Genomic DNA, 19,975 nt, shown 5'->3' with positions numbered 1-19,975 from the left:
TCTTTTTATTTACCTGCTGATTTTCTGGTCTATTATCCTGAAAATCAGCAAACACACGGCTCCCCCTTTGGGAATTTTTGTGCTAAAATAGTAGCTATGGATAAAATTATTAAAACTATATCAGAAAGCGGCGCCTTTCGTGCTTTTGTCCTTGATAGCACTGAAACCGTCCGCACTGCTCAAGAAAAACATCAAACTCAAGCCAGTTCAACCGTTGCACTTGGTCGTACCCTTATCGCTAGCCAGATTCTCGCAGCCAATGAAAAAGGAAATACCAAACTAACAGTTAAGGTGCTGGGTTCTAGCTCTCTAGGTGCTATCATCACCGTCGCTGATACCAAGGGGAATGTCAAAGGTTACGTTCAAAATCCTGGTGTCGACATCAAAAAGACTGCAACTGGTGAAGTCCTAGTTGGACCTTTTGTTGGAAATGGTCAATTCCTCGTTATCACAGACTACGGTACTGGAAATCCTTACAATTCTATGACTCCCCTCATCTCTGGGGAAATCGGTGAAGACCTGGCCTTTTACCTGACTGAAAGCCAACAAACGCCTTCAGCAGTCGGCCTCAATGTCCTTTTGGACGAAGAAGACAAGGTAAAAGTTGCAGGTGGTTTCCTAGTTCAAGTCTTGCCGGGAGCCAAGGAAGAAGAGATTGCTCGCTTTGAAAAACGCATCCAAGAAATGCCAGCTATCTCAACCCTTCTGGAAAGCGACGACCATATCGAAGCTCTCCTCAAGGCTATCTACGGGGACGAGGCCTACAAGCGTCTTTCTGAAGAAGAAATCCGTTTCCAATGTGACTGTAGCCATGATCGCTTTATGAATGCTCTTGCCAGCCTTCCAAGCTCAGACTTACAGGAAATGAAAGAGGAAGACCACGGGGCAGAAATCACTTGTCAATTCTGCCAAACAACTTACAACTTTGATGAACACGACCTGGAGGAACTCATTCGTGACAAATCTTAATACACCCTTTATGATTGGCAATGTTGAGATTCCCAATCGTACCGTTTTAGCGCCCATGGCTGGCGTGACCAACTCAGCCTTTCGTACTATTGCAAAAGAGCTCGGAGCTGGACTCGTTGTCATGGAAATGGTCTCTGACAAGGGAATCCAATACAACAATGAAAAAACCCTGCACATGCTTCATATCGATGAAGGTGAAAACCCTGTTTCTATCCAACTTTTTGGTAGTGATGAAGACAGCCTAGCGCGCGCAGCAGAATTCATCCAAGAAAATACCAAGACCGATATAGTCGATATCAACATGGGCTGCCCAGTTAACAAAATCGTGAAAAACGAAGCTGGCGCTATGTGGCTCAAGGATCCAGACAAGATTTACTCTATTATCAACAAGGTTCAGTCTGTCCTTGATATTCCCCTCACCGTCAAGATGCGTACCGGCTGGTCCGACCCAGCTCTTGCAGTAGAAAATGCCCTCGCTGCTGAAGCTGCAGGCGTTTCTGCCCTCGCCATGCATGGCCGTACCCGTGAGCAAATGTATACAGGTCACGCAGACCTTGAGACCTTGCACGACGTAGCTCAAGCTCTGACCAAGATTCCCTTCATCGCCAACGGTGACATCCGTACAGTTCAAGAAGCCAAGCAACGCATCGAAGAAGTCGGTGCTGACGCAGTCATGATTGGCCGCGCTGCCATGGGAAATCCTTACCTCTTCAACCAAATCAATCATTACTTTGAAACAGGAGAAATCCTACCTGATTTGACCTTTGAAGATAAGATGAAAATCGCCTACGAACACTTGAAACGATTGATTAACCTCAAAGGAGAAAACGTAGCAGTTCGTGAATTCCGTGGCCTCGCTCCTCACTACCTCCGTGGAACATCTGGTGCAGCTAAACTCCGTGGAGCCATTTCACAAGCTAGCACTCTGGCAGAGATTGAGGCTCTCTTGCAGTTGGATAAGGCTTAAAATGGTTCATACTGCTCTACTGATTATCGATATGCAAAAAGCATTTGATAGACCTATCTGGGGAGAACGAAACAACCCTCAAGCTGAACATCAAGCATTGAGGGTACTAGCATACTTTCGTAAACACGGTCTTCCGGTCTTACATATTCAGCACATATCTGATAATCCCCAGTCGCAATTTCATAACAAACAAAATCAGGAGTTTAAAAGTGGATTTGAACCATTTGCTTCAGAACCTGTCTTTCAAAAAACGGTTAATAGCGCCTTTATTGGAACAAATCTTGAAACCTATTTACGAAAAAATCAGATTTGTCATTTAATCGTTGTTGGTTTGACTCTGCCTCATTGTGTATCTACTACGACACGAATGGCAGCAAATCTTGGTTTTGAAGTCACTTTACTAGCAGATGCCACTGCCAGTTTTACCCTATCTAACAAAAACGGTCAGGCCATCTCTCCTGAGACTATCCATGAGATTAATCTCCTTTCTCTACAAGATGAGTTTGCTCAAATTCTTACTACAGAAGAATTTTTAACCCAAGTACAAGTATAAAAGAATCCGTCAACTCTTATTTGAGCTGACGGATTTTGAATACAGTAATGTAGTGAACCAATACACAAATAGGTAAATTTGGACCTTAGAACTGATGATTAACAATTATTCATAAATGTCTATAGATACACTCAGAACTGACCATACTAGTCTACCCCCTTTAGAGCACTAATCATGTCAATCTTTCTCATACGAAGACTAATAAAATAAGCAGTCCCTAAAGATGTAAACCAAACCAATAACGTAGCAAAAACAAGGACATACATACTGACATAAGCGGTATACTCAATTCGAATCGTCGAAAATGTTGCTACATACTCTTTCAAAAACCATATTCCTAAAGGAATTCCTACTAGCCACCCAATAAAGGTAGTCAGTATAGTCTCAAGAAGAGTCACCATCTGTAGATATTGATTAGAAAATCCTAATACTTGCAATGTAGCATAGTCTCTCATTCTCTCTACAAAGTTTAAAGAACCCAGATTATAGAGAACAATAATAACCAGTAATAAAGCAAAGCCAATAATCATTAGAAATACACTCATCAAACTAGCTACAAAATCATAGGCATTTTTTTCTTGGCTACCTTTTTCAATGACAGATAGAACACCTTTGTCTTGCTTAATAGTATCTTGGTCCACCTCTGATCCAACTAATAAAGTATGTGGAGTAAAATCTCCCCCTGCTTTTTCAAAGACTCTAGCATGAAGATAGGCCCCTTGATTGGTTTCACTTGTGACAATCCCTTTTACTTCAAACTTGTAAGTATGACCATCTTGATAGGGAGTCACATTTAAAAAATCTCCGACTTTAATACCTGCTAAACGGGCAAATGATCTAGTTATATACAAACCATCATCTTTCAAAGAATCCGCACTCTCTGTTTTTGCTTGGATCATATCTCCATCATCAAATATAATCAATAAACGATTGTAGCCATCATCTGGATTAAAATGTGCCTGTGAAATTTGTACACCTTGCCCACCATATCTAGACTTAGAAGATGTATAATCCGCTACGGTTAGGCGTTTTGAATAAGAAAAATCTTCATTGTATGCCTTATCAACAAGATGATTCATAGACACAGGCATACCAATTCCAGCAATCAGTAACATCATACTTCCTGCAACTCCCACGATTCCCATCAAAACTCGAATACGATTAAACGAGGCATCACGAATTGCCCATCTAGAAGGATAAGAAATTCGTTGCCAGATAGAGGAAAATCTTTCCACAAAAACAGATTTAGCAACTTTTTCTTTACCTCTTAAAAATATTGCTGGTAAGCCTCTAGCTGACTCTCTAGAAGCTAAATAGGCAGCTAAAACACAAATAATAATGACTACAATACCGACAACCATTGATGAAGACGAATAAGATATTTGCCAATTTGGAAGTGTAAACATTGACTTTTGAGTTTCTAGTACAAACCATGACATCAAGGGAGAAATAGCAAAGCCTGCGAAACTTCCTAATAAACTTACTACTAAGCCAAATAAAATATAATGTAAACTGATAGCCTGATTTGAAAAGCCTAGAGCCTTTAATACAGCAATCTCTTTTGTTTGGCCATCAATCAAACGCTGAATGGTTGTAAACATAGCCAAAATAGCTAACAAAATAAAGATAAAAGAAAATAAGTAAGATAAGTTTCTAATTTGCCCAACTCGATCGGTAGCTTCTGATATTTCAGTTAAACTTTTTTGATCTTGATAAGAAACTAAATCGCCCCCAAAAATAGACTCTAAATCTCCTCGCAAATCTACCTTAGAACCATAAATTTCTAAGGCATTATCTGACGATAAACCCAGAATTCCTTTTGCAATTTCATTATCTGCAATATAACCATAGGCATCATTGTCAGGATTTGGAGCGATATATTCCATGCTACCTGTGAAATAAATCTTATCTGTGGCCTGAACAAATCCTACAATTTCTAAATCTATCTGTTTCCCCCTTGATGAAATAGAAATTGAATCTCCAATCTGTAAATGATTCTTCTTCGCATAATTCCCATCAATCCAAATCGAATCTTGTTTTCCTTCAGAAAAAGAACTTCCTTCTGTTACTGTAACCAGTTGATTATCTGTAATCGTTTCAAGATTGATTCGTCCGTCAGTCTTGTCTAAACGAACAATATTAGCAAATCCTTTCTTTTTACTGATAACTTTTTCAACAGAAGATAATAGTTCAACCTGCTTAATTTTTGATTCATCAATTTGTCTCGCTTGAACCCAAACAACAGGAAGTTCAGATTGTTTCAAATAACTCTCTAGACTCTTTTCAAGTCCATGCCAAGCTCCTTGTAGCCCTACAAAGATTAATACACTTAATAGAGACATCAGAAAAACAGAGAAAAATTGTTGCCAATTTTGCCGAAGATCTCTTAATAATTTTATATGAAGATACCTCATCCCAGCACCTCTTCATTATTCTCTATTTTTTCAATACTTCCATCTTTCAAATATATAACTCGATCTGCAAATTTAGCAAACTCTCTATTATGTGTAACCATTACAACTGCAGCATTCCCATTTCTAGAAACTTCCTTCAATAAAGTTAAAATACTATCACCTGTCTTTGAATCTAACGCTCCTGTAGGTTCATCACACAATAATAGACTAGGTTCTTTAGCCAATGCCCTTGCAATTGATACACGTTGCATTTCACCTCCAGAAAGTTGATTAGGAAAATTATTTTTTCTATGAAGTAAACCAACTTGATCTAAATACATATCAATTTCTTTATTGTTTTTCACTAAATTTGCTGCAATACCTATATTCTCCTTGGCTGTTAAACTTGGAACTAAGTTATAAAATTGAAAAACAAAACCAATTTTATCTTTTCGATAAGCAGATAATTCCTTGTCCGTAAACTTTGTTACTAGTTCCTCATCAAATATAAAGGTTCCTGATGTCGCACGATCCATCCCACCAAGTAAATTTAGTAACGTACTTTTCCCTGAACCTGATGGACCTAAAATAACTGTAAATTTCCCTTTCTCAATAGAAAAACTAACTTGATCTAAAGCACGAACTTCTTGCTCTCCTACCTTATAAATCTTACTAATATTTTGAAACTGAATCATACATACTCCTAATATCTTGTCATAAATTTTATTTTTTCCTTTAATGTAGGCTCTTCATACTGTTCTATGATACGTTTAGATACTGCTTCCCTGTTTTCTCGTATAACCTTTTCAGCTAAGGAAATAGCCTCATCTACTGAAACAACTATTGGCAACTCATAATGTTGAATGATCTGATTTAACCGTTCTTTCTGACTACCTTTGACACAATAAGGTGTCAGACCCAAATTCCTATAAGCTTCATATAATTCCTCATCTGATAAATTTCGATACTCTTCAGATACTGGTCTATGCCCATCTGGATCCATTGCAAACTCTACTGGTAAATGAACAACATCTGTATACCACAGTTTCGCATGATTCTTAGAGACAACCCCATAAGCAGTCAAATATTTTTTGAAAAATCGTCGACCCGGAATACCTAAAATAGATTTCATCAATCGATGAATGAATGCTGATCCTGGATTAATTCCTACCCTCATTCGAACAGTACCGTAAATCCATTCATTCAATACTGAACCATCTGATAGAAAACTTCCATGTTCCTTGTATAAAATTCCCTCTGTACGAATTCTCTCCTCAAAACGCTTTAGCCCTAGTGCCATTAATTCAGTTGATGACATATCCTGAAATCTTCTGCCAGGATATAAATCTGTCAAAATTTCCCTCGCAGACAAAGCGTCGATTAAGGGAAGTCCCGTTGCAATCGAAAGAGCTGTAGCAGTTGTTGTCTTACCTGTAGAATAAGTTCCCGATATGACTAACCTTAATTCTCTATTTCCCATCACTGTCCCCCTCCATCAGGTAATTTTTGAGCTATTTTACTTTTAAAGACTACCTTATGATCTATATCATATCCTGACATTTCGTAGACTTTCCAATGTTCTTCTCTAATTTTTAACAATCTATTTTTTGAAACACTACCACTAAGCTCCACTACTCCGTTCAAAATTGGTGAATTCAAGTCTGCACTTACTTGCTTCATCCACATGGTATTGCTCTCCTCTCGAGATATCTCTTCGATATGGTAGGCTAACATCTCTGCCATTTGAGAAAAAATAATCAGAAGCTCTAACAAACTATAATAATTCTGTTCTAGACTACCTACACCACTATATTCAATATCTTTGATCAATACTTGCTCTGCTTTACAAGATATACTACTATCTGAAAACTCAACATCGTATATATCATGTTGTCTATCTCTTAAATGAGTTGATAAAAAATCTCTACCTTGTTCTCCTATAGCAGCTACATTTTCCATACATTCTAATAATTGATATCCTAAACAAACTTTCATATCCATTACCAAGCAATCAAATTCAATCACTTGGTTCGTCATTTTGAAATTTTGTAATTCTAATTTTAAATTTACCAATTCTTCTATAGCTTTTATCCCTGACTTTATCTCAAAATGGCTTAACCTATACTGATTTAATCTCACTCCCATTCTTTTCAGTATTTCACTTCCAAATAAATGAGCTAATACTATTCCATCTAATGTACTCAGGTGTTGCTGTATGATTTCAGATTGTTTACTAGACCACAAACCTTCTTGATGAAGAGACCCAACTCCTTCTAAAATATTTTTCAACTTAACTTCATAAGTCGTCTTCTTATGCCCTCTACCAAAATAACGATTTTTATTGTCTCCAAGTAAATAATCTACTGTTAGCATATACTTCTCCAATCTTTTAAACTGACTCTATCTTAAACAAAAAAAGACAAGAAAGAATCCGTAATTTACGAAAACCTTCTTGCCTTTTTAGTATAAAATTATAAAGATACTAGATTTAATCGAATAGCCTCACGTACAGCTCCAACTCTACTCGTCACTCCCAACTTTGAACAAATATTTGAAACATGGGTATCCACTGTTCTCCTGCTGACAAATAAACTATTTGCTATCTTTTCATTAGAATATTCTTTTACAATCAGTTCCAATACACTTAACTCCGTATCTGTCAATAGATTATTTTCTTGCTTTTCTAACAAACCATCTGGAATAACGTGATTTCCCTTATAAACAGCATAAATTGCACTTTTAACATCCAAATAAGAACTTTCTTTGGGTAAAAAAGCTTGAATCCCAAAATCCATCGCTCTCTTATGTAACAAAGTGTCATAAAATCCTGATAAAAGAACTATCTTGGGAACTGTATTCAGAAATCTATTTATTTGACTAATAACATCAAATGCCGTTACTCCTTTCAACATAAAATCCATAACTAGCACATCTACCTTTTCATTCTTAAGACAGAGAAGTAAATCTGCTACTTCTGTATAGGAACCAACAATTTTAAAATCATCTTCCTTTAAAAAATAGTTCTCCAATCCTTGTAATACTAAACTGTGATCATCAATCAAAACCAAACGAATCATTTTTCTTCCCTTCTATAGGTATCCGTATCTTCACACTTGTAGGTTCTATATTTATCTGAACAGTTCCCCCCAATAAATGAACCTTCTCTACAATTCTATTTAAACCAAAATGATGTTCATTAGACTGATAGTTTCCCTTAAAAATACCATCATCTATAACTTCAATTGATAAAATCTTTTCTTTTGTAGATAAATCTACAGTAATTTCTCTAGCATTCCCATGAAGAATACTATTATTTACTAGTTCTTTAACTGTCCTTAATACAAACGTGCCCACTTTATCGTTAACTTTTTCTTCATCTATTGAAAAAGTTGTCATAATCGAAACAGTTTCCATCTTCATGAATTGATTTAATATGCTAGTAATAGATTCTTTCAACCCTAATTCATGCACCATTAAAGGATAGATATTGGAACATAAATCTCTTAATTCAAAAACAATATCATCCAACATCTCTAATAAAGCTCCTCTATTAATGTGTTCACTAATTTCTAACTGCTTTTTATAATAAATAACCTTCTGAATTGTAGTATCATGTATAAACGTTGCAATTTCTTCCCTCTCTAATTCAGTAGCTACAAAAGTATGAAAACTACTAAAGATTCCCTCCATTTTATGGCTAATCAACATCATTTTCCTTATTTCAGGTAACAAAGCTAGTGAAAAAAGAAAAGTGTAAAGAACGAAAAAAATTGGAGAAAATTCTCTTAATAACAGACTAAAAAGAATAATTAGACTAGTAAAAAAAACGGAAAATATCAAGTTATATATGAATGGATTCCACTTCCAAGCAACATATATCATTCGCTCTAGTATCAAGTTATTCACAATAGAGAACAAAATAAGCAACAATAGAGGAATACTATAAATAAACGAAACTTCCTTACCAATCGGGAAAATATATCCAAAAAATAAAGGAAATAAGGCCAGAACTGCTAAAAATAAGGTATGAATTGGCAGCATTTCTCTTCTCTGATAGTAATTTATAAGCATCTTTAACAGTAGGATAACTAAAAAGAAAAATACTAAATAAAATACTCCCCTAGAAAAAAAGATGGTTAAAAAATCAATAGGCTGTATAAGATTATAAACATACAAAAGTTGAGTGATGAGTGAATAGCCCAGTATAATACGAGAAAAGTTAGAAATGGTTGAACCTTTTNTCTTTAAGACTAACACTCTAATGAAGATATCCATGAATAATGGAAATAAAGTCAAGTATGAAATTAATAGACTACGACCAAATACATCTCCTATACTTGATGGAATGATCGATAATAGCATCAGACTAGTATAACTAATAAAATAAAAATATCGTTTCCCAGTTTTTCCTTTACTTCTGCCTTTTATGTATAAGCGAAATAACAGTAGAATCAGAAAAGCAATGATTGATAAAACAAGAAAGATAATTTGGCTTGATCTCCCAGATTCTATTATTAAAGTCTTTGAAATTCCCCTATCTAACACTGTCACAGAATGAAGCGGTTCAACAATTAAAAATCGAGATAATAAGAAATTACTATCTGGATTCTGATCGTCTATTTGTATAATAGATGACCCTATTATCTCTTGATGATTTGCAAAGCTTCCCAGATTATGGACTTGTCTAACTATCCACTCATTCTCATGTTTATCTACGGTGATTCCACTGTACGTTCGGTTAAAAATTGAAAACGAAAAATAAAGAAAGAAAATAAATAACAAAACCAAAGAAAATCGAAACATTTTTGACTTCATTGTTTGTAACACTCCACATTTCACTTGATATTGATGTTTATTCTACCATTTTTTCATTCAATAAGACAGGTTTTATAGTTAAATTTATTCTTTTTTCTTTCGAGATATAACTGATACAATCTTCTGGTAGGTGAAATCCTACCTGATTTGACTTTTGAAGACAAGATGAAAACCGCCTACGAGCACTTGAAACGCTTGATTAACCTCAAAGAGGAAAACGTAGCAGTTCGTGAATTCCGTGGCCTCGCTCCTCACTACCTCCGTGGAACATCTGGCGCTGCCAAACTCCGTGGAGCCATTTCACAAGCTAGCACTCTGGCAGAGATTGAAGCTCTCTTGCAGTTGCATAAGGCTTAATAGATTAAAACCCGTAACTCTCTTAAAGTTGACGGGTTTTTGATTGTAAAAATTCAAATACTGAGCGCTATTATTGATTCAAAGCAACACTGGAAACCTTGCCATCCGCTCCTGTTGTAATTTGGATGACTTTCCCTCCACCGATTTTGGCATTATACTTGCCATCATCAAGAGTATAAGAATAGCCTCTGATAGAGTAGTTTTCTTTCTTTCCATCAGCAGATTCTACTGTGAATTGACCTCCTGATGAAACTGTGATGGTTTCGCCATTTGCTCCCTTCCAATTGCCTGCTGCAGCTGAGAAATCACCATCTACCATGGTTAAAACACCCTTGTAGCGTTTATTTTGCTCTGCTTGCTTGTCTTGAAGTTTGCGGTCAGTTGTTGGATCATAGCTTGATTGATTAGACTGGGCTTGAGGAGCCTGCTGAGTTGAAGGAGCCTGAGCAGGAGTTTGTTGACTAGCAGCCTGTTGATTAACTACTTCTTGACCTTGCCTTTGCTCTGGCGCAGGTTCCGCTTGTGATGGTGCTGCAGTTGCTGAAGACTGGTCAGTAGACGCCTTGGCCTTTTCAGATGAAGCTGAACTTGAGGATTTCTGAGTCTTGCTTTCTTTGCTAGCAGAAGCTGCTTTAGAGCTTGATGATTGGCTTGTCTTAGCAGAACTGCTTGCTTGAGTTGTTTCCTTTTTATTTCCACAAGCTCCTAATAGCAAGGTAGAAGCCAATACAGTTGCTGTCATCAATTTGATATAGGTTTTCTTTTTCATTTTTCTACTCCTTTGTAATATTTTAGAAATATAAAGAAATCTTTTTGTAATATAATTGTAACATTATAATTTAAATATGTCAACGATTTATCTAAACTATTTTAAAAATCTTAAATACTTTAGATACATTTACTCCTCCTACTCTTTTATTCGTAATAAAATAGAAAAGCAGGAGATTTTCCTATTAAAAATTTGAATTTATTTTTGTGTAATCGCTTGCACCTTTAAGTGCAAAGGAATATAATAACATTGAAATAGAATATAGGAGGTGTAGGCTTATGTTAAGCAAATATTACAAGTATCTTCCTTGGTTGATTTTGGGAGCTTTCTGGTCTTATCAATCTGCAATTCGCTACGCTCAGACTACATTTGATTTATTTTACTTAATAACCATTTTTATGATTGTAGATATAGCTTTATTGTACTTACACGAAACCTATTTAAAATATAAATACAAAGATTTATTCATTCGCATCATGAGCAACTCTAAGAAAAATAGCCATTCATAAAAACAGTCGCAACAGCAAATCAAACTAATAAAGGCAAATAAAGAGATCGGGAACTTTTCCCGACCTCGTTTTTTATTTCAATCGATAGGTTTTTCTTGGTTTCTTTTTAGGTACTCGTTTGAGCCCGACCTCTTCTACATATTCTCCGTATTTTACGAGAAAGTTATTGCTGACGATTGGACGACCGGGGTTGATAAGATTGACCAGTTCAGTCCCTTCATAGACAGTGAATTCCTCCTCCAGCAGATAGAGGAAGGTCGGATTCCAGTCGAGACGGCCTTGGATTCGTTTGATGGATTCTTGGATAATGGCATAATGGTCAAAAGCGAAGGCTTGCTCCTCCAACTCTACTCCCTCTAAGAAGCACTTGCCCGTCTGAAAATCCACATCTACAAAAACCACATCCCTAGCATCGTCTCCTGCTTGAACAAGTTCTAATGCACGACTAGGCAAATAAACCAAGTGGGCAATGGTCACTGTCCAGCCCCGTGGGTCACGACCGGGGGTCGATACGGTCATCAATTGCTCAATTTTTTCCAAAGGAAGCTCGAGATTGACTTCTTCTCTCACCTCGCGCTGACAGGCATGCGCAGCATCTTCACCCTTATCCATAAAGCCTCCAACCAGAGCCAAACAATTTTGATAAGGGTGAGCCTTGCGACGAATTAATAAGAGCTTGATCTTTCCTTCGACAAAGCAGTAGGCTACCATATCCACCGTCACACTTGGTTTTTCGTATTGAGGGAGTTCCTGCTTGTAGTACCAATCCAAAAACTCCTCCTGACTGGCATGAATTTCAAAATATTCTTTTTCCGTCATCCCTGCTGGAATCATCGTGTCCGTCATTTTATGCCTCCTTACGAACTGCCTTGGTCCATTGGTACCAACCTACTAGACTATTGAGTGTGTAAACCCAGTACATCCCTTGGATATGGATATTTTCACCCCACCAAAGGTAAATACTAAAGAGATTAGTTGCAATCCAGAAAATCCATTGCTCACGGTAAAGACGTGTCATCAATAGCTGACCCACACCATTGGTCGCATCGGTAACACTATCACGGAAAGGGCGAGCACTATGGATACTTTGGTAAGCTAAGCCCATACCAATCCAGATGATAGCAGTCAAGACCAAGTACTTGAGCCAGTCAAAAATAGATAATTTCTTAGCTTCAAAATGAGATTCTTCTACTTTTCCTTGGTCATTGATACGATTGGACAGCCAAGCATAGAGGCCAATCGGCTGCATGACAAAGAAGTAAACGGTCGTCAAAACTTCACCATAAAAAGTCGCATTCATAGCCAAAACCAAATAGATAGCAGAGTTAATGGCCCCAAAGAGATAATTGCTTGCACGCCCTTCTGCTACCAAGATAACACAGACAATCCCAGTCCAAGATGCAAACAAGCTCATCCAGTCATGACTTTCTGTATTTTGCGTGAATTCCAAGCTCAAGGGAACACTTGACAGGACAATGAGATACAACCACTGGAAGAGGCTACGGCCGACAAAGAGATCTTTCCAGAGCAGGTTCATGATTCCTGCAAAACCGATCTTGCGGGCTTCCGCATGGACATTTTTAAAGTTCTCGATAAATTGTGTGATTTTTTCAGTTAATTTTTTCATAATTTTCTCCTAATCTGCTTGGTAAATGACATCAATAGCCACTTTTGCCGCTTCATAATTTCCTAGATAATCCTCAGCTAGATAAACTAGTGGAATGTTTGCTAAGTAGCGCTCCCTCATCTGGTCCAAATGCTGGGAAAAACTATGACGAATATGATCTTCTGCCATGGTCATATCTCTAAATCCGTCATTGACATAGGAGCCGACAGGCTGCACAAAGAGAATCAAGTCCCATTTTTCCTTAGCCAAGATAGAGGCAAAGAGATTATCAAAGGTTTCTCCTGATAAATCCCCTTGGTCCTCAGTCTCCATGTAATAATCATAGTAGCCCTTGGTTACTAAGGAGTTGGTGTCTGCTATCACCAGTCCCCTATTGGCATTGCTGTCAATTAACTTAGAGGTCTGGTCATACTGCCCCAAGAGGAGATAATAGTAATCCTTTGGAGTCAATTCATCATCGCGGACATTGTTTTTGATCTGGTACTCACGCGCATATTCTAAGCTGACTGGTGCATCGTAATACCTTGCCAAATCCTTTGCTAGAGTGGTCTTCCCATTGCTGGCACTTCCCATAATCAACACTTTCTTTGTAAACTGACGACGGAAGGGTTGAGCGATGTATTTCCAATACTTGCTTGGATTTTCCCGAATCATAGTCGCTGAGATACCAAACTTTCTTTCTTGCAAGACAGTCTCAAAACCACGTTTAGATAATTCTTGCTGGTAGTCACGTTCTCCCACAAAGAAGATTAGTTCTTGCTGGGTTTCATCATAGGAAATCTCCGCTAACATTTGATTCAACCACTCCTGCCAACCCATAGGGTAACGGGGAAGATTGGTCTCATCTAACTTACAAACCGAGGTCAACTCGTCATCACCAAAGGCCTCTCGGATATAGCGGAATCTTTTTTGAAGCGTTAAGCCTACCTGCTCCCCTCTATCTCCCTCATAGCCTGAAACGACAACCCATACCTGGTCACACTGCCGCTTCGCTCGCTGGATCAGATCGATATGACCTTGATGAAGCGGAGCAAAGGTCCCAAATACCACTGCTGTTTTCTTTTTCATAAGCCTATTACCTTTTTATAATTTTTGATATTTTCATTATCTATGTTTTTATTATAAACTATATTTTTATTTTGTCAATACTTTTTTATCATTTTTTATAAAAAAGTAGCACAAAAAAGAATCAAGATTACTCCTGATTCTCCATTTTTATGCAATATCAAATTTTAATTGGCCTGCTTTGACACCAATCTTAAGTGTGCTGCCTGCCTCTAATTCTCCCTTGAGAAGAAGTTCTGCCAACTTGTCTTCCACTTCTGTTTGCAGGGTTCTGCGAAGTGGACGGGCTCCCATTTCTGGGTCATATCCTTGGTTTGCCAATAATTTCAGTGCGGAAGCTTGTAATTTCAAATCGATGCCTTTTTCAGCCAAACTTGCCACTAAAGGTTTGACCATAATCTTCACCACTTCCTGCATATTGTCGCTAGATAGGCTATGGAAGACCACCTTTTCATCAATACGGTTGATAAACTCAGGTCTATAAGCTCTTTTCAGTTCTTCAAACATGCGTTTTTCCATATTCTCCTGATCAAAACGAATGTTCTTAACCCCAAATCCGACAGTCTTGTCATCCCGAAGGGCTGTCGCACCAAGATTTGACGTCATGATGATAATGGTATTTGAAAAGTCAACCTTGCGTCCCTTGCTATCAGTCAAGACACCGTCATCCAAAACCTGCAAGAGGACATTAAAGATATCTGGGTGAGCCTTCTCTACCTCGTCAAAAAGGAGAACAGAATAGGGCTTGTTGCGAACCTTCTCGGTCAACTCCCCACCTTCTTCATAACCTACATAGCCCGGAGGAGCTCCATTAAGACGGCTGGCTGCAAATTTCTCCATATACTCACTCATATCAAATCGGATAAGGGCTGATTCGTCGTCAAAAAGAACTTCTGCCAGAGCCTTGGCTAGTTCAGTCTTCCCGACACCCGTCGGTCCTAGGAACATAAAGGAACCAATCGGACGTTTGTGACTGCGAATCCCTGACTGGTTGCGACGAATGGCACGGCTAATGCTTGAAACTGCTTGATCTTGACCGATGACACGTTTGTGGAGTTCAGCTTCCAAGTTCAGGTATTTCTTAGCATCTGTTTGCGTCAGTTTTTGGACTGGGATACCTGACAAGCGACTCAAGGTAGTCAAAATATCAGACTCTGTCACCAAGTCTTTATAGACAGGCACTTCCTCTTCTTTTGCAATTAGCTGGGCCGCTTGTTTCCACTTGCCATCCATCAAGGCCTTATCAGCTGGACTCAAGCTAGAATCGTCTGCTTTTACATGCTTTGCCTTATTTTGCACTGTTGCTGCTGCTTCGTCCAAGAGGTCAATAGCAGAGTCCGGCAAATGACGACTAGTCAAGTAACGATGGGCCATCTTGACGGCTGTTTCAACTGCTTCATCTGTGATTTGCACACGGTGATGTTTCTCATAAGTCGCCTTCAAACCCTGTAAAATGGTCATGCTGTCTGTCACACTCGGCTCTTCAATCGTCACTTTGGCGAAACGACGAGAAAGGGCTGCGTCTTTTTCAATGTGTTTTTGGTACTCTTCCTGAGTGGTGGCACCAACCGTTCTCAAAGTTCCACGCGCCAAGGCTGGCTTCAAGATATTGGCCGCATCCAGAGTTGAATCAATCCCGCTCCCAGAACCCATGATGGTATGGAGCTCATCAATAAAGAGGATGACTTGACCATCTTCTTCAATATCCTTGATGATATTGTTCATACGTTCTTCAAAGTCACCGCGGAAGCGTGTCCCTGCCACGACATTCATCAAATCAAGCTCTAACACGCGCATCTTGGCCATTTCCGCAGGCACATCACCACTAGCAATACGCTGGGCAAGACCAAGCGCCAGAGCTGTTTTCCCGACACCCGCATCTCCAACCAAGACAGGATTATTCTTGGTTTTCCGGCTCAAGATTTGAATCATACGGGATATTTCCTTGTCCCGACCGATGACTGGTTCTAACTGTCCAGAACGCGCTTGCTCTGTCAAATCATGCGTATAGTCCTCGAGACCACCGCTTGGAGTCTGGGGCATGCCCATCATATTAGCCATAGAATTTTGCTTGTCAGCTACTGTACGATGGCGTTGGCGTAGAGCCTTGAGGTCTTCACGAGTCCAGCCTGCACGTTCTTCTAGATTTCGACGTAGGGCAGCAATCTTGACCTGATCTTTCTTGTCTTCATAAGAAAAACCAGCCCTCTCCAAGATACGAGTCGCCAAGGCATTACCATCATGCAAAATCGCATAGAGAACATGCTCTGTCCCTAACACCTTAGCATGGACCACTGACGCTACATACTCTGCTTCATCAAAAAGGATCTGCAAACGATGAGAAAACGGCAATTCCGTAAAGGTTTCATCCTGGCTATAGTCCGTTTCAGTCAGTTCCAAAGCGACCTCTTCTAAACGGTCCATCTCATATGGATAATCATTTAAAGTTGCCCCTGCCACACTATAACTGTGGTTGGACATGGCAATCAACAAGTGCCAAGACTCTAGGTAACGAGCTCCAAAATGGCCAGCAACCATGTAGGCACTTTCGATACATTCATTCAATGCTTTTGAATAGTTCATCTTACTTCCCTTTTCTATCTACCTCTTGTATGACCTGTCGTAGCATGTTTGCACGAACAACTGGAGCTTCTTCTCCTAAAACGCGATCCAAAGCTACTGATACTAGCAAATTCATCTCCTGCTTGGTCATCAATTCCTGCTCAACCAAAAGCTGGAGAATATCTTCATAAATTTCTTGACTGACCCGCTCACCAATTGAGTAAAGCAGCTCCCTGAGCATTTCATGATGACTAGAAAACTCAATCCGTCCTATACGAATGTAGCCTCCGCCACCACGCTTACTTTCAACCAAGTAGCCCCTACTTTCCGTAAAGCGTGTCTTGATCACATAGTTAATCTGACTGGGAACAACCTGAAAAGTATCTGCCAACTGACTACGTTGCAACTCCACGATACCAGATTGATCTAAAATCGCCTTGATGTAGGCCTCAATATGATCCGATGTATTTTTAAATCTCATTACAAACCCACCTCTCTCTTTAAACCTTGACTATCTTTGACTATTATACCGAAATTTTCTCATTTTTAAAAGAAAAAGGGCGCTGGTAAAGGATAATCTTCACCAACTCCCTATTTTTCTACTTATCTAAGCCTAATTCTGCCAAGATTTGACGTTTGTAGGCAATCTTTTGGACTTCCTTGTCCTCATCTTCAGACCAATCTAGTTTAATTTCTGAAACAATCTGCCCAGGGCGATTTTTCAAGATATAGATGCGGTCGCTGAGACTGAGGGCCTCCTCGATACTATGCGTGATGATCAAGGTTGTTAGCTGCAACTGCTTGTGAATCTCAAGGTACCAAGCGTGTAGTTCCATCTTGGTCATCTCATCCAAGGCGCTAAAGGCCTCATCCAAGAGAAAGAGCTTGTGCCCGAAAAGGTAGGTCCGGAGCAAGGCCACACGCTGGCGCATCCCACCACTGAGTTCATGAGGGTATTTATCTCTTACAGCTGTCAACTGGAAGGTCGCAAGAATTTCATCTGAGCGAGCAATAGCTTCTGCCTTATCCACCTTTTGAATCAAGAGGGGCAGAATGATATTACCAAGCACCGTCTTGTGTTCCAAGAGCAGATCCTTTTGCAACATATAACTCACCCGCCCCTTGGGATTTTCTTCACCATCAAGGACAATTCTCCCTGACTGAACTTCTAAAATCCCAGCAATCAGATTAAAGAGGGTGGTTTTTCCAACGCCGCTTGGACCTAGGATAGAAACCACTTCTCCTGAAGTCACTTCTAGGTTGATGTCCTCTAAAATCCTCTCCTCACCATAGGCATAACTGACGTGTTCTAGTCTAATTTCTGTCATTATTTCACAAATTCGTTAGTGAAGCCCTTGTCTGTCAAGTCTTCTTTAAGGATACCATTTTCTTTATCCCATTTGTAGAAGGCATTCCAGCGAGCTGCATCAAATTGTCCCCATTTTTCCTTATCGCTTGCGTATTCTTTTGACAAGTATTTTTGCGATTCGATAACAAAGTCACGTTTTTCTTTTAGCTCAGGTGCATTCTTAATCAAGATATCTGCCGCTTCCTCTGGGTGTTCCATAGCGTATTGGTAGCCTTTTTTGATAGCTTGGATGACTTTACGAGCTTCTTCTTTATTGTCTTTCAAATAGTCGTTGTTTGCGATGATAACTGGTGAGTAGTAGTCAAACTCCTTGACATAGTCTTTCAAGTACAGGAAGTTGGCGTCTACGCCTTGAGATTTAGCAAGGATACCATCCCAACCGTAGTAGATCCAAGCAGTATCAAAGACGCCATTGGCAATCGGTGTGATTGAGTTTGAGTCGTTGTTCGGTACTTTTTCAACCTTCTCAAAGTCTCCACCTTGAGATTCTACCAAGGTTTTCAACATAGCAAGTTCAGTTGGGTCATTCCAAGTTCCGTATTTCTTGCCAACCAAGTCTTTTGGACTGCTTACATTGTCAGATTTACGAGAGATGATTCCTGATGTATTGTGCTCTACGATAGCTGCAACGGCAGTAATTCCTGCACCTTTTTCTAACTTCTTAGCCATGTAGTCTTGGAAATACACTGCAAATGGTGCCTTACCATTAATAACCAAGTCAGAAGAACTTTCTTCTGGTGGCAATTTCAAATCAACATCCACTCCAGCTTCTTTGAAATAGCCTTTTTCTTTAGCAACATAAAGCCCTGTGTGGTTGGTATTTGGTGTCCAGTCTAGGATAAAGTCAATTTTCTTGAGTTCTGCCTCTTTGTTGTCCTTAGAAGCAGTTCCTTGACCACAAGCTACAAGTACAACAGCTACAAGAGCTGTCACAAGCGTTAAAAACACTTTCCATGTTTTTTTCATTTTGATTTCCTCTTTTCTTTTTTGAAACATTCTAATTCTACGAACGTTCCCATTTAATAACATATTTCTCGCTGATATCGACCAACTTCATACCCAGAAGACTGATAATCGATACCAGAATAATAATAGCAAACATGATATCATACTGAAACAGTTTCTTGGACTGAATCATGTAGACACCTAGTCCTTCAAAGCCTCCCAACCACTCAGATACCACTGTTGTGATAAAGGCGTAGGAGACACTGACCCTCAGACCTGCATAAAAGTAAGGCAGACTGACAGGGATTTTAAAATGCCACAGGATTTGCCAAGGGTTTGCTCGCATCAGACTAAACAAGGTCAGCATATCCTTGTCACAATGTCTAAAACCGTCCAAGATACTAACAATAATAGGGAAGGTTGTCGTCAGAATAATCAAGACAATCTTGGGCAATATCCCATAACCTAGCCACAAGACCAAGATAGGTGCTATGGCAATGGTCGGAATGGTCTGGATAACCACCATCATGGGATAGATAAGATCATTGAGCCAAGAGAGACTATCCATGAGCACAGCCATGAGACAGGCAATCAAGACACCCAGAATTAGCCCTAGTAAAGCCACTCTCAAGGTCGCCCAGCTATGGTGCCAGAGAAATTCTCTATCACGCACAAAGGCCTGGAGAATTTCAAGAGGTGTCGGCAGGATAAACTTGGGGAGAAGTTTAAGAAAACCTGCTAGCTGCCAGATTGACAAGACCCCTAGAAAGCCCAATAGACTAATGTGTCGTCTCAGTATACTTTTCAAGTTTCTCATCAATACTTAAAATCTCTCCTACATTTATTTTGACATTAGCAAAGACATTATCTGCCTCCTGCCCTGCCACCTCTAGCGCTTCTTTGAGAATGCGCATAAGCTCATCAAACTCCCCTTCCAAGACCGTTTCAAATGGTGTCACCACCATAGTCACTTCTTGAGCTTTCAGATAAGCAATGACTTGATCGATAACAGCAATCCGATCAATTCCCTGTGATAGGGGTAAAACTTGCAAGGCAATGCTTGCTTTCATAAGAA

20 protein-coding genes and 1 pseudogene are annotated in these 19,975 nt (G+C 39.2%); 5 read left to right on the top strand and 16 right to left on the bottom strand.

The features are described 5' to 3' along the window. Positions 1–96: 96 nt before the first annotated feature. From hslO to D8836_RS00245, 3 genes are read left to right on the top strand one after another with little or no spacing between them, the layout of a single operon-like run. Positions 97–969, top strand: a complete 873-nt coding sequence (gene hslO, locus D8836_RS00255) for an Hsp33 family molecular chaperone HslO (RefSeq protein ID WP_084951498.1) — start codon at positions 97–99, stop codon at positions 967–969. After that, positions 956–1,936, top strand: coding sequence for a tRNA dihydrouridine synthase DusB (gene dusB, locus D8836_RS00250; protein ID WP_049551175.1), 981 nt, complete (start codon positions 956–958; stop codon positions 1,934–1,936). Before hslO ends, dusB begins: the two co-directional genes overlap by 14 nt. Position 1,937: 1 nt before the next feature. Then, on the top strand, positions 1,938–2,489 hold the full coding sequence (locus D8836_RS00245; RefSeq protein ID WP_049499130.1) for a cysteine hydrolase family protein: 552 nt from the start codon (positions 1,938–1,940) through the stop codon (positions 2,487–2,489). A 146-nt stretch (positions 2,490–2,635) separates the two neighbouring features. Here the strand turns inward: D8836_RS00245 and D8836_RS00240 are convergent, their stop codons facing one another. From D8836_RS00240 to D8836_RS11310, 6 genes are all read right to left on the bottom strand, one after another. Continuing rightward, positions 2,636–4,753 carry an ABC transporter permease gene (locus D8836_RS00240; protein ID WP_260468258.1) on the bottom strand — a complete coding sequence of 706 codons (2,118 nt, stop codon included), beginning with the start codon at positions 4,751–4,753 and terminating at the stop codon, positions 2,636–2,638. A 146-nt stretch (positions 4,754–4,899) separates the two neighbouring features. Then, positions 4,900–5,577, bottom strand: coding sequence for an ABC transporter ATP-binding protein (locus D8836_RS00235; protein WP_000614114.1), 678 nt, complete (start codon positions 5,575–5,577; stop codon positions 4,900–4,902). Between the two features lie 8 nt (positions 5,578–5,585). Continuing rightward, positions 5,586–6,362 carry an AAA family ATPase gene (locus D8836_RS00230; RefSeq protein WP_049501960.1) on the bottom strand — a complete coding sequence of 259 codons (777 nt, stop codon included), beginning with the start codon at positions 6,360–6,362 and terminating at the stop codon, positions 5,586–5,588. Beyond that, positions 6,362–7,255, bottom strand: a complete 894-nt coding sequence (locus tag D8836_RS00225) for an AvrD family protein (RefSeq protein ID WP_023947317.1) — start codon at positions 7,253–7,255, stop codon at positions 6,362–6,364. The genes D8836_RS00230 and D8836_RS00225 overlap by 1 nt, the downstream gene beginning before the upstream one ends. A 98-nt stretch (positions 7,256–7,353) precedes the next feature. Further along, a complete protein-coding gene (locus tag D8836_RS00220) occupies positions 7,354–7,959 on the bottom strand; it encodes a response regulator transcription factor (protein ID WP_023947315.1) in 606 nt (201 codons plus the stop codon). Next, entirely contained in the window at positions 7,937–8,923 is a 987-nt protein-coding gene (locus D8836_RS11310) for a sensor histidine kinase (protein ID WP_260468257.1), read from the bottom strand. The genes D8836_RS00220 and D8836_RS11310 overlap by 23 nt, the downstream gene beginning before the upstream one ends. Positions 8,924–9,826: 903 nt before the next feature. Between D8836_RS11310 and D8836_RS00210 the strand changes: the two are divergent. Then, a pseudogene (locus tag D8836_RS00210) lies at positions 9,827–10,054 on the top strand (tRNA dihydrouridine synthase DusB); the annotation flags it as partial. A 70-nt stretch (positions 10,055–10,124) separates the two neighbouring features. Here D8836_RS00210 and D8836_RS00205 read toward each other — a convergent pair. Then, a complete protein-coding gene (locus D8836_RS00205; RefSeq protein ID WP_125392824.1) occupies positions 10,125–10,823 on the bottom strand; it encodes a hypothetical protein in 699 nt (232 codons plus the stop codon). A gap of 278 nt (positions 10,824–11,101) precedes the next feature. On the opposite strand from D8836_RS00205, the gene D8836_RS11305 reads away from it, so the two are divergent. Next, positions 11,102–11,332, top strand: coding sequence for a hypothetical protein (locus tag D8836_RS11305; RefSeq protein WP_049546898.1), 231 nt, complete (start codon positions 11,102–11,104; stop codon positions 11,330–11,332). A gap of 72 nt (positions 11,333–11,404) precedes the next feature. Here D8836_RS11305 and D8836_RS00195 read toward each other — a convergent pair whose 3' ends face one another. From D8836_RS00195 to D8836_RS00155, 9 genes are all read right to left on the bottom strand, one after another. Beyond that, positions 11,405–12,178 (bottom strand): NUDIX domain-containing protein, encoded by a 774-nt coding sequence (locus D8836_RS00195; protein WP_125392823.1) that lies wholly within the window; start codon positions 12,176–12,178, stop codon positions 11,405–11,407. Position 12,179: 1 nt separating this feature from the next. Beyond that, positions 12,180–12,959, bottom strand: a complete 780-nt coding sequence (pnuC, locus tag D8836_RS00190) for a nicotinamide riboside transporter PnuC (protein WP_125392822.1) — start codon at positions 12,957–12,959, stop codon at positions 12,180–12,182. Between the two features lie 9 nt (positions 12,960–12,968). Then, positions 12,969–14,027, bottom strand: coding sequence for an AAA family ATPase (locus D8836_RS00185; RefSeq protein ID WP_125392821.1), 1,059 nt, complete (start codon positions 14,025–14,027; stop codon positions 12,969–12,971). Between the two features lie 147 nt (positions 14,028–14,174). Beyond that, on the bottom strand, positions 14,175–16,607 hold the full coding sequence (locus D8836_RS00180; RefSeq protein WP_125392820.1) for an ATP-dependent Clp protease ATP-binding subunit: 2,433 nt from the start codon (positions 16,605–16,607) through the stop codon (positions 14,175–14,177). 1 nt (position 16,608) lies between these two features. Further along, positions 16,609–17,067: a CtsR family transcriptional regulator gene (locus tag D8836_RS00175; protein ID WP_001211279.1), complete on the bottom strand. Its 459-nt coding sequence runs from the start codon at positions 17,065–17,067 to the stop codon at positions 16,609–16,611. A gap of 118 nt (positions 17,068–17,185) precedes the next feature. After that, the gene (locus D8836_RS00170) at positions 17,186–17,914 is read right to left on the bottom strand and encodes an ABC transporter ATP-binding protein (protein ID WP_125392819.1); all 729 of its coding nucleotides are present in this window, start codon (positions 17,912–17,914) and stop codon (positions 17,186–17,188) included. Further along, positions 17,914–18,921 carry an ABC transporter substrate-binding protein gene (locus D8836_RS00165; RefSeq protein WP_125392818.1) on the bottom strand — a complete coding sequence of 336 codons (1,008 nt, stop codon included), beginning with the start codon at positions 18,919–18,921 and terminating at the stop codon, positions 17,914–17,916. Before D8836_RS00165 ends, D8836_RS00170 begins: the two co-directional genes overlap by 1 nt. Before the next feature lie 37 nt (positions 18,922–18,958). Beyond that, positions 18,959–19,717: an ABC transporter permease gene (locus tag D8836_RS00160; protein WP_185761567.1), complete on the bottom strand. Its 759-nt coding sequence runs from the start codon at positions 19,715–19,717 to the stop codon at positions 18,959–18,961. Then, positions 19,680–19,970, bottom strand: a complete 291-nt coding sequence (locus tag D8836_RS00155) for a thiamine-binding protein (protein ID WP_045612468.1) — start codon at positions 19,968–19,970, stop codon at positions 19,680–19,682. Before D8836_RS00155 ends, D8836_RS00160 begins: the two co-directional genes overlap by 38 nt. Positions 19,971–19,975 lie beyond the last annotated feature (5 nt).

Source organism: Streptococcus mitis, from assembly GCF_003942995.1.
GTDB lineage: Bacteria > Bacillota > Bacilli > Lactobacillales > Streptococcaceae > Streptococcus > Streptococcus mitis_CV.
The sequence above is the reverse complement of the archived record's forward strand: the minus strand, read 5'-3'. Positions and strand labels throughout refer to the sequence as shown.

Bases quoted from the DNA above. Each gene is read 5' to 3' on its own strand.
- hslO (WP_084951498.1), top strand. From the start codon at position 97: ATGGATAAAATTATTAAAACTATATCAGAAAGCGGCGCCTTTCGTGCT.
- D8836_RS00245 (WP_049499130.1), top strand. From the start codon at position 1,938: ATGGTTCATACTGCTCTACTGATTATCGATATGCAAAAAGCATTTGAT.
- D8836_RS00235 (WP_000614114.1), bottom strand. From the start codon at position 5,577: ATGATTCAGTTTCAAAATATTAGTAAGATTTATAAGGTAGGAGAGCAA.
- D8836_RS00230 (WP_049501960.1), bottom strand. From the start codon at position 6,362: ATGGGAAATAGAGAATTAAGGTTAGTCATATCGGGAACTTATTCTACA.
- D8836_RS00225 (WP_023947317.1), bottom strand. From the start codon at position 7,255: ATGCTAACAGTAGATTATTTACTTGGAGACAATAAAAATCGTTATTTT.
- D8836_RS00220 (WP_023947315.1), bottom strand. From the start codon at position 7,959: ATGATTCGTTTGGTTTTGATTGATGATCACAGTTTAGTATTACAAGGA.
- D8836_RS11310 (WP_260468257.1), bottom strand. From the start codon at position 8,923: ATGCTGCCAATTCATACCTTATTTTTAGCAGTTCTGGCCTTATTTCCT.
- D8836_RS00205 (WP_125392824.1), bottom strand. From the start codon at position 10,823: ATGAAAAAGAAAACCTATATCAAATTGATGACAGCAACTGTATTGGCT.
- D8836_RS11305 (WP_049546898.1), top strand. From the start codon at position 11,102: ATGTTAAGCAAATATTACAAGTATCTTCCTTGGTTGATTTTGGGAGCT.
- D8836_RS00195 (WP_125392823.1), bottom strand. From the start codon at position 12,178: ATGACGGACACGATGATTCCAGCAGGGATGACGGAAAAAGAATATTTT.
- pnuC (WP_125392822.1), bottom strand. From the start codon at position 12,959: ATGAAAAAATTAACTGAAAAAATCACACAATTTATCGAGAACTTTAAA.
- D8836_RS00185 (WP_125392821.1), bottom strand. From the start codon at position 14,027: ATGAAAAAGAAAACAGCAGTGGTATTTGGGACCTTTGCTCCGCTTCAT.
- D8836_RS00180 (WP_125392820.1), bottom strand. From the start codon at position 16,607: ATGAACTATTCAAAAGCATTGAATGAATGTATCGAAAGTGCCTACATG.
- D8836_RS00175 (WP_001211279.1), bottom strand. From the start codon at position 17,067: ATGAGATTTAAAAATACATCGGATCATATTGAGGCCTACATCAAGGCG.
- D8836_RS00170 (WP_125392819.1), bottom strand. From the start codon at position 17,914: ATGACAGAAATTAGACTAGAACACGTCAGTTATGCCTATGGTGAGGAG.
- D8836_RS00165 (WP_125392818.1), bottom strand. From the start codon at position 18,921: ATGAAAAAAACATGGAAAGTGTTTTTAACGCTTGTGACAGCTCTTGTA.
- D8836_RS00160 (WP_185761567.1), bottom strand. From the start codon at position 19,717: ATGAGAAACTTGAAAAGTATACTGAGACGACACATTAGTCTATTGGGC.
- D8836_RS00155 (WP_045612468.1), bottom strand. From the start codon at position 19,970: ATGAAAGCAAGCATTGCCTTGCAAGTTTTACCCCTATCACAGGGAATT.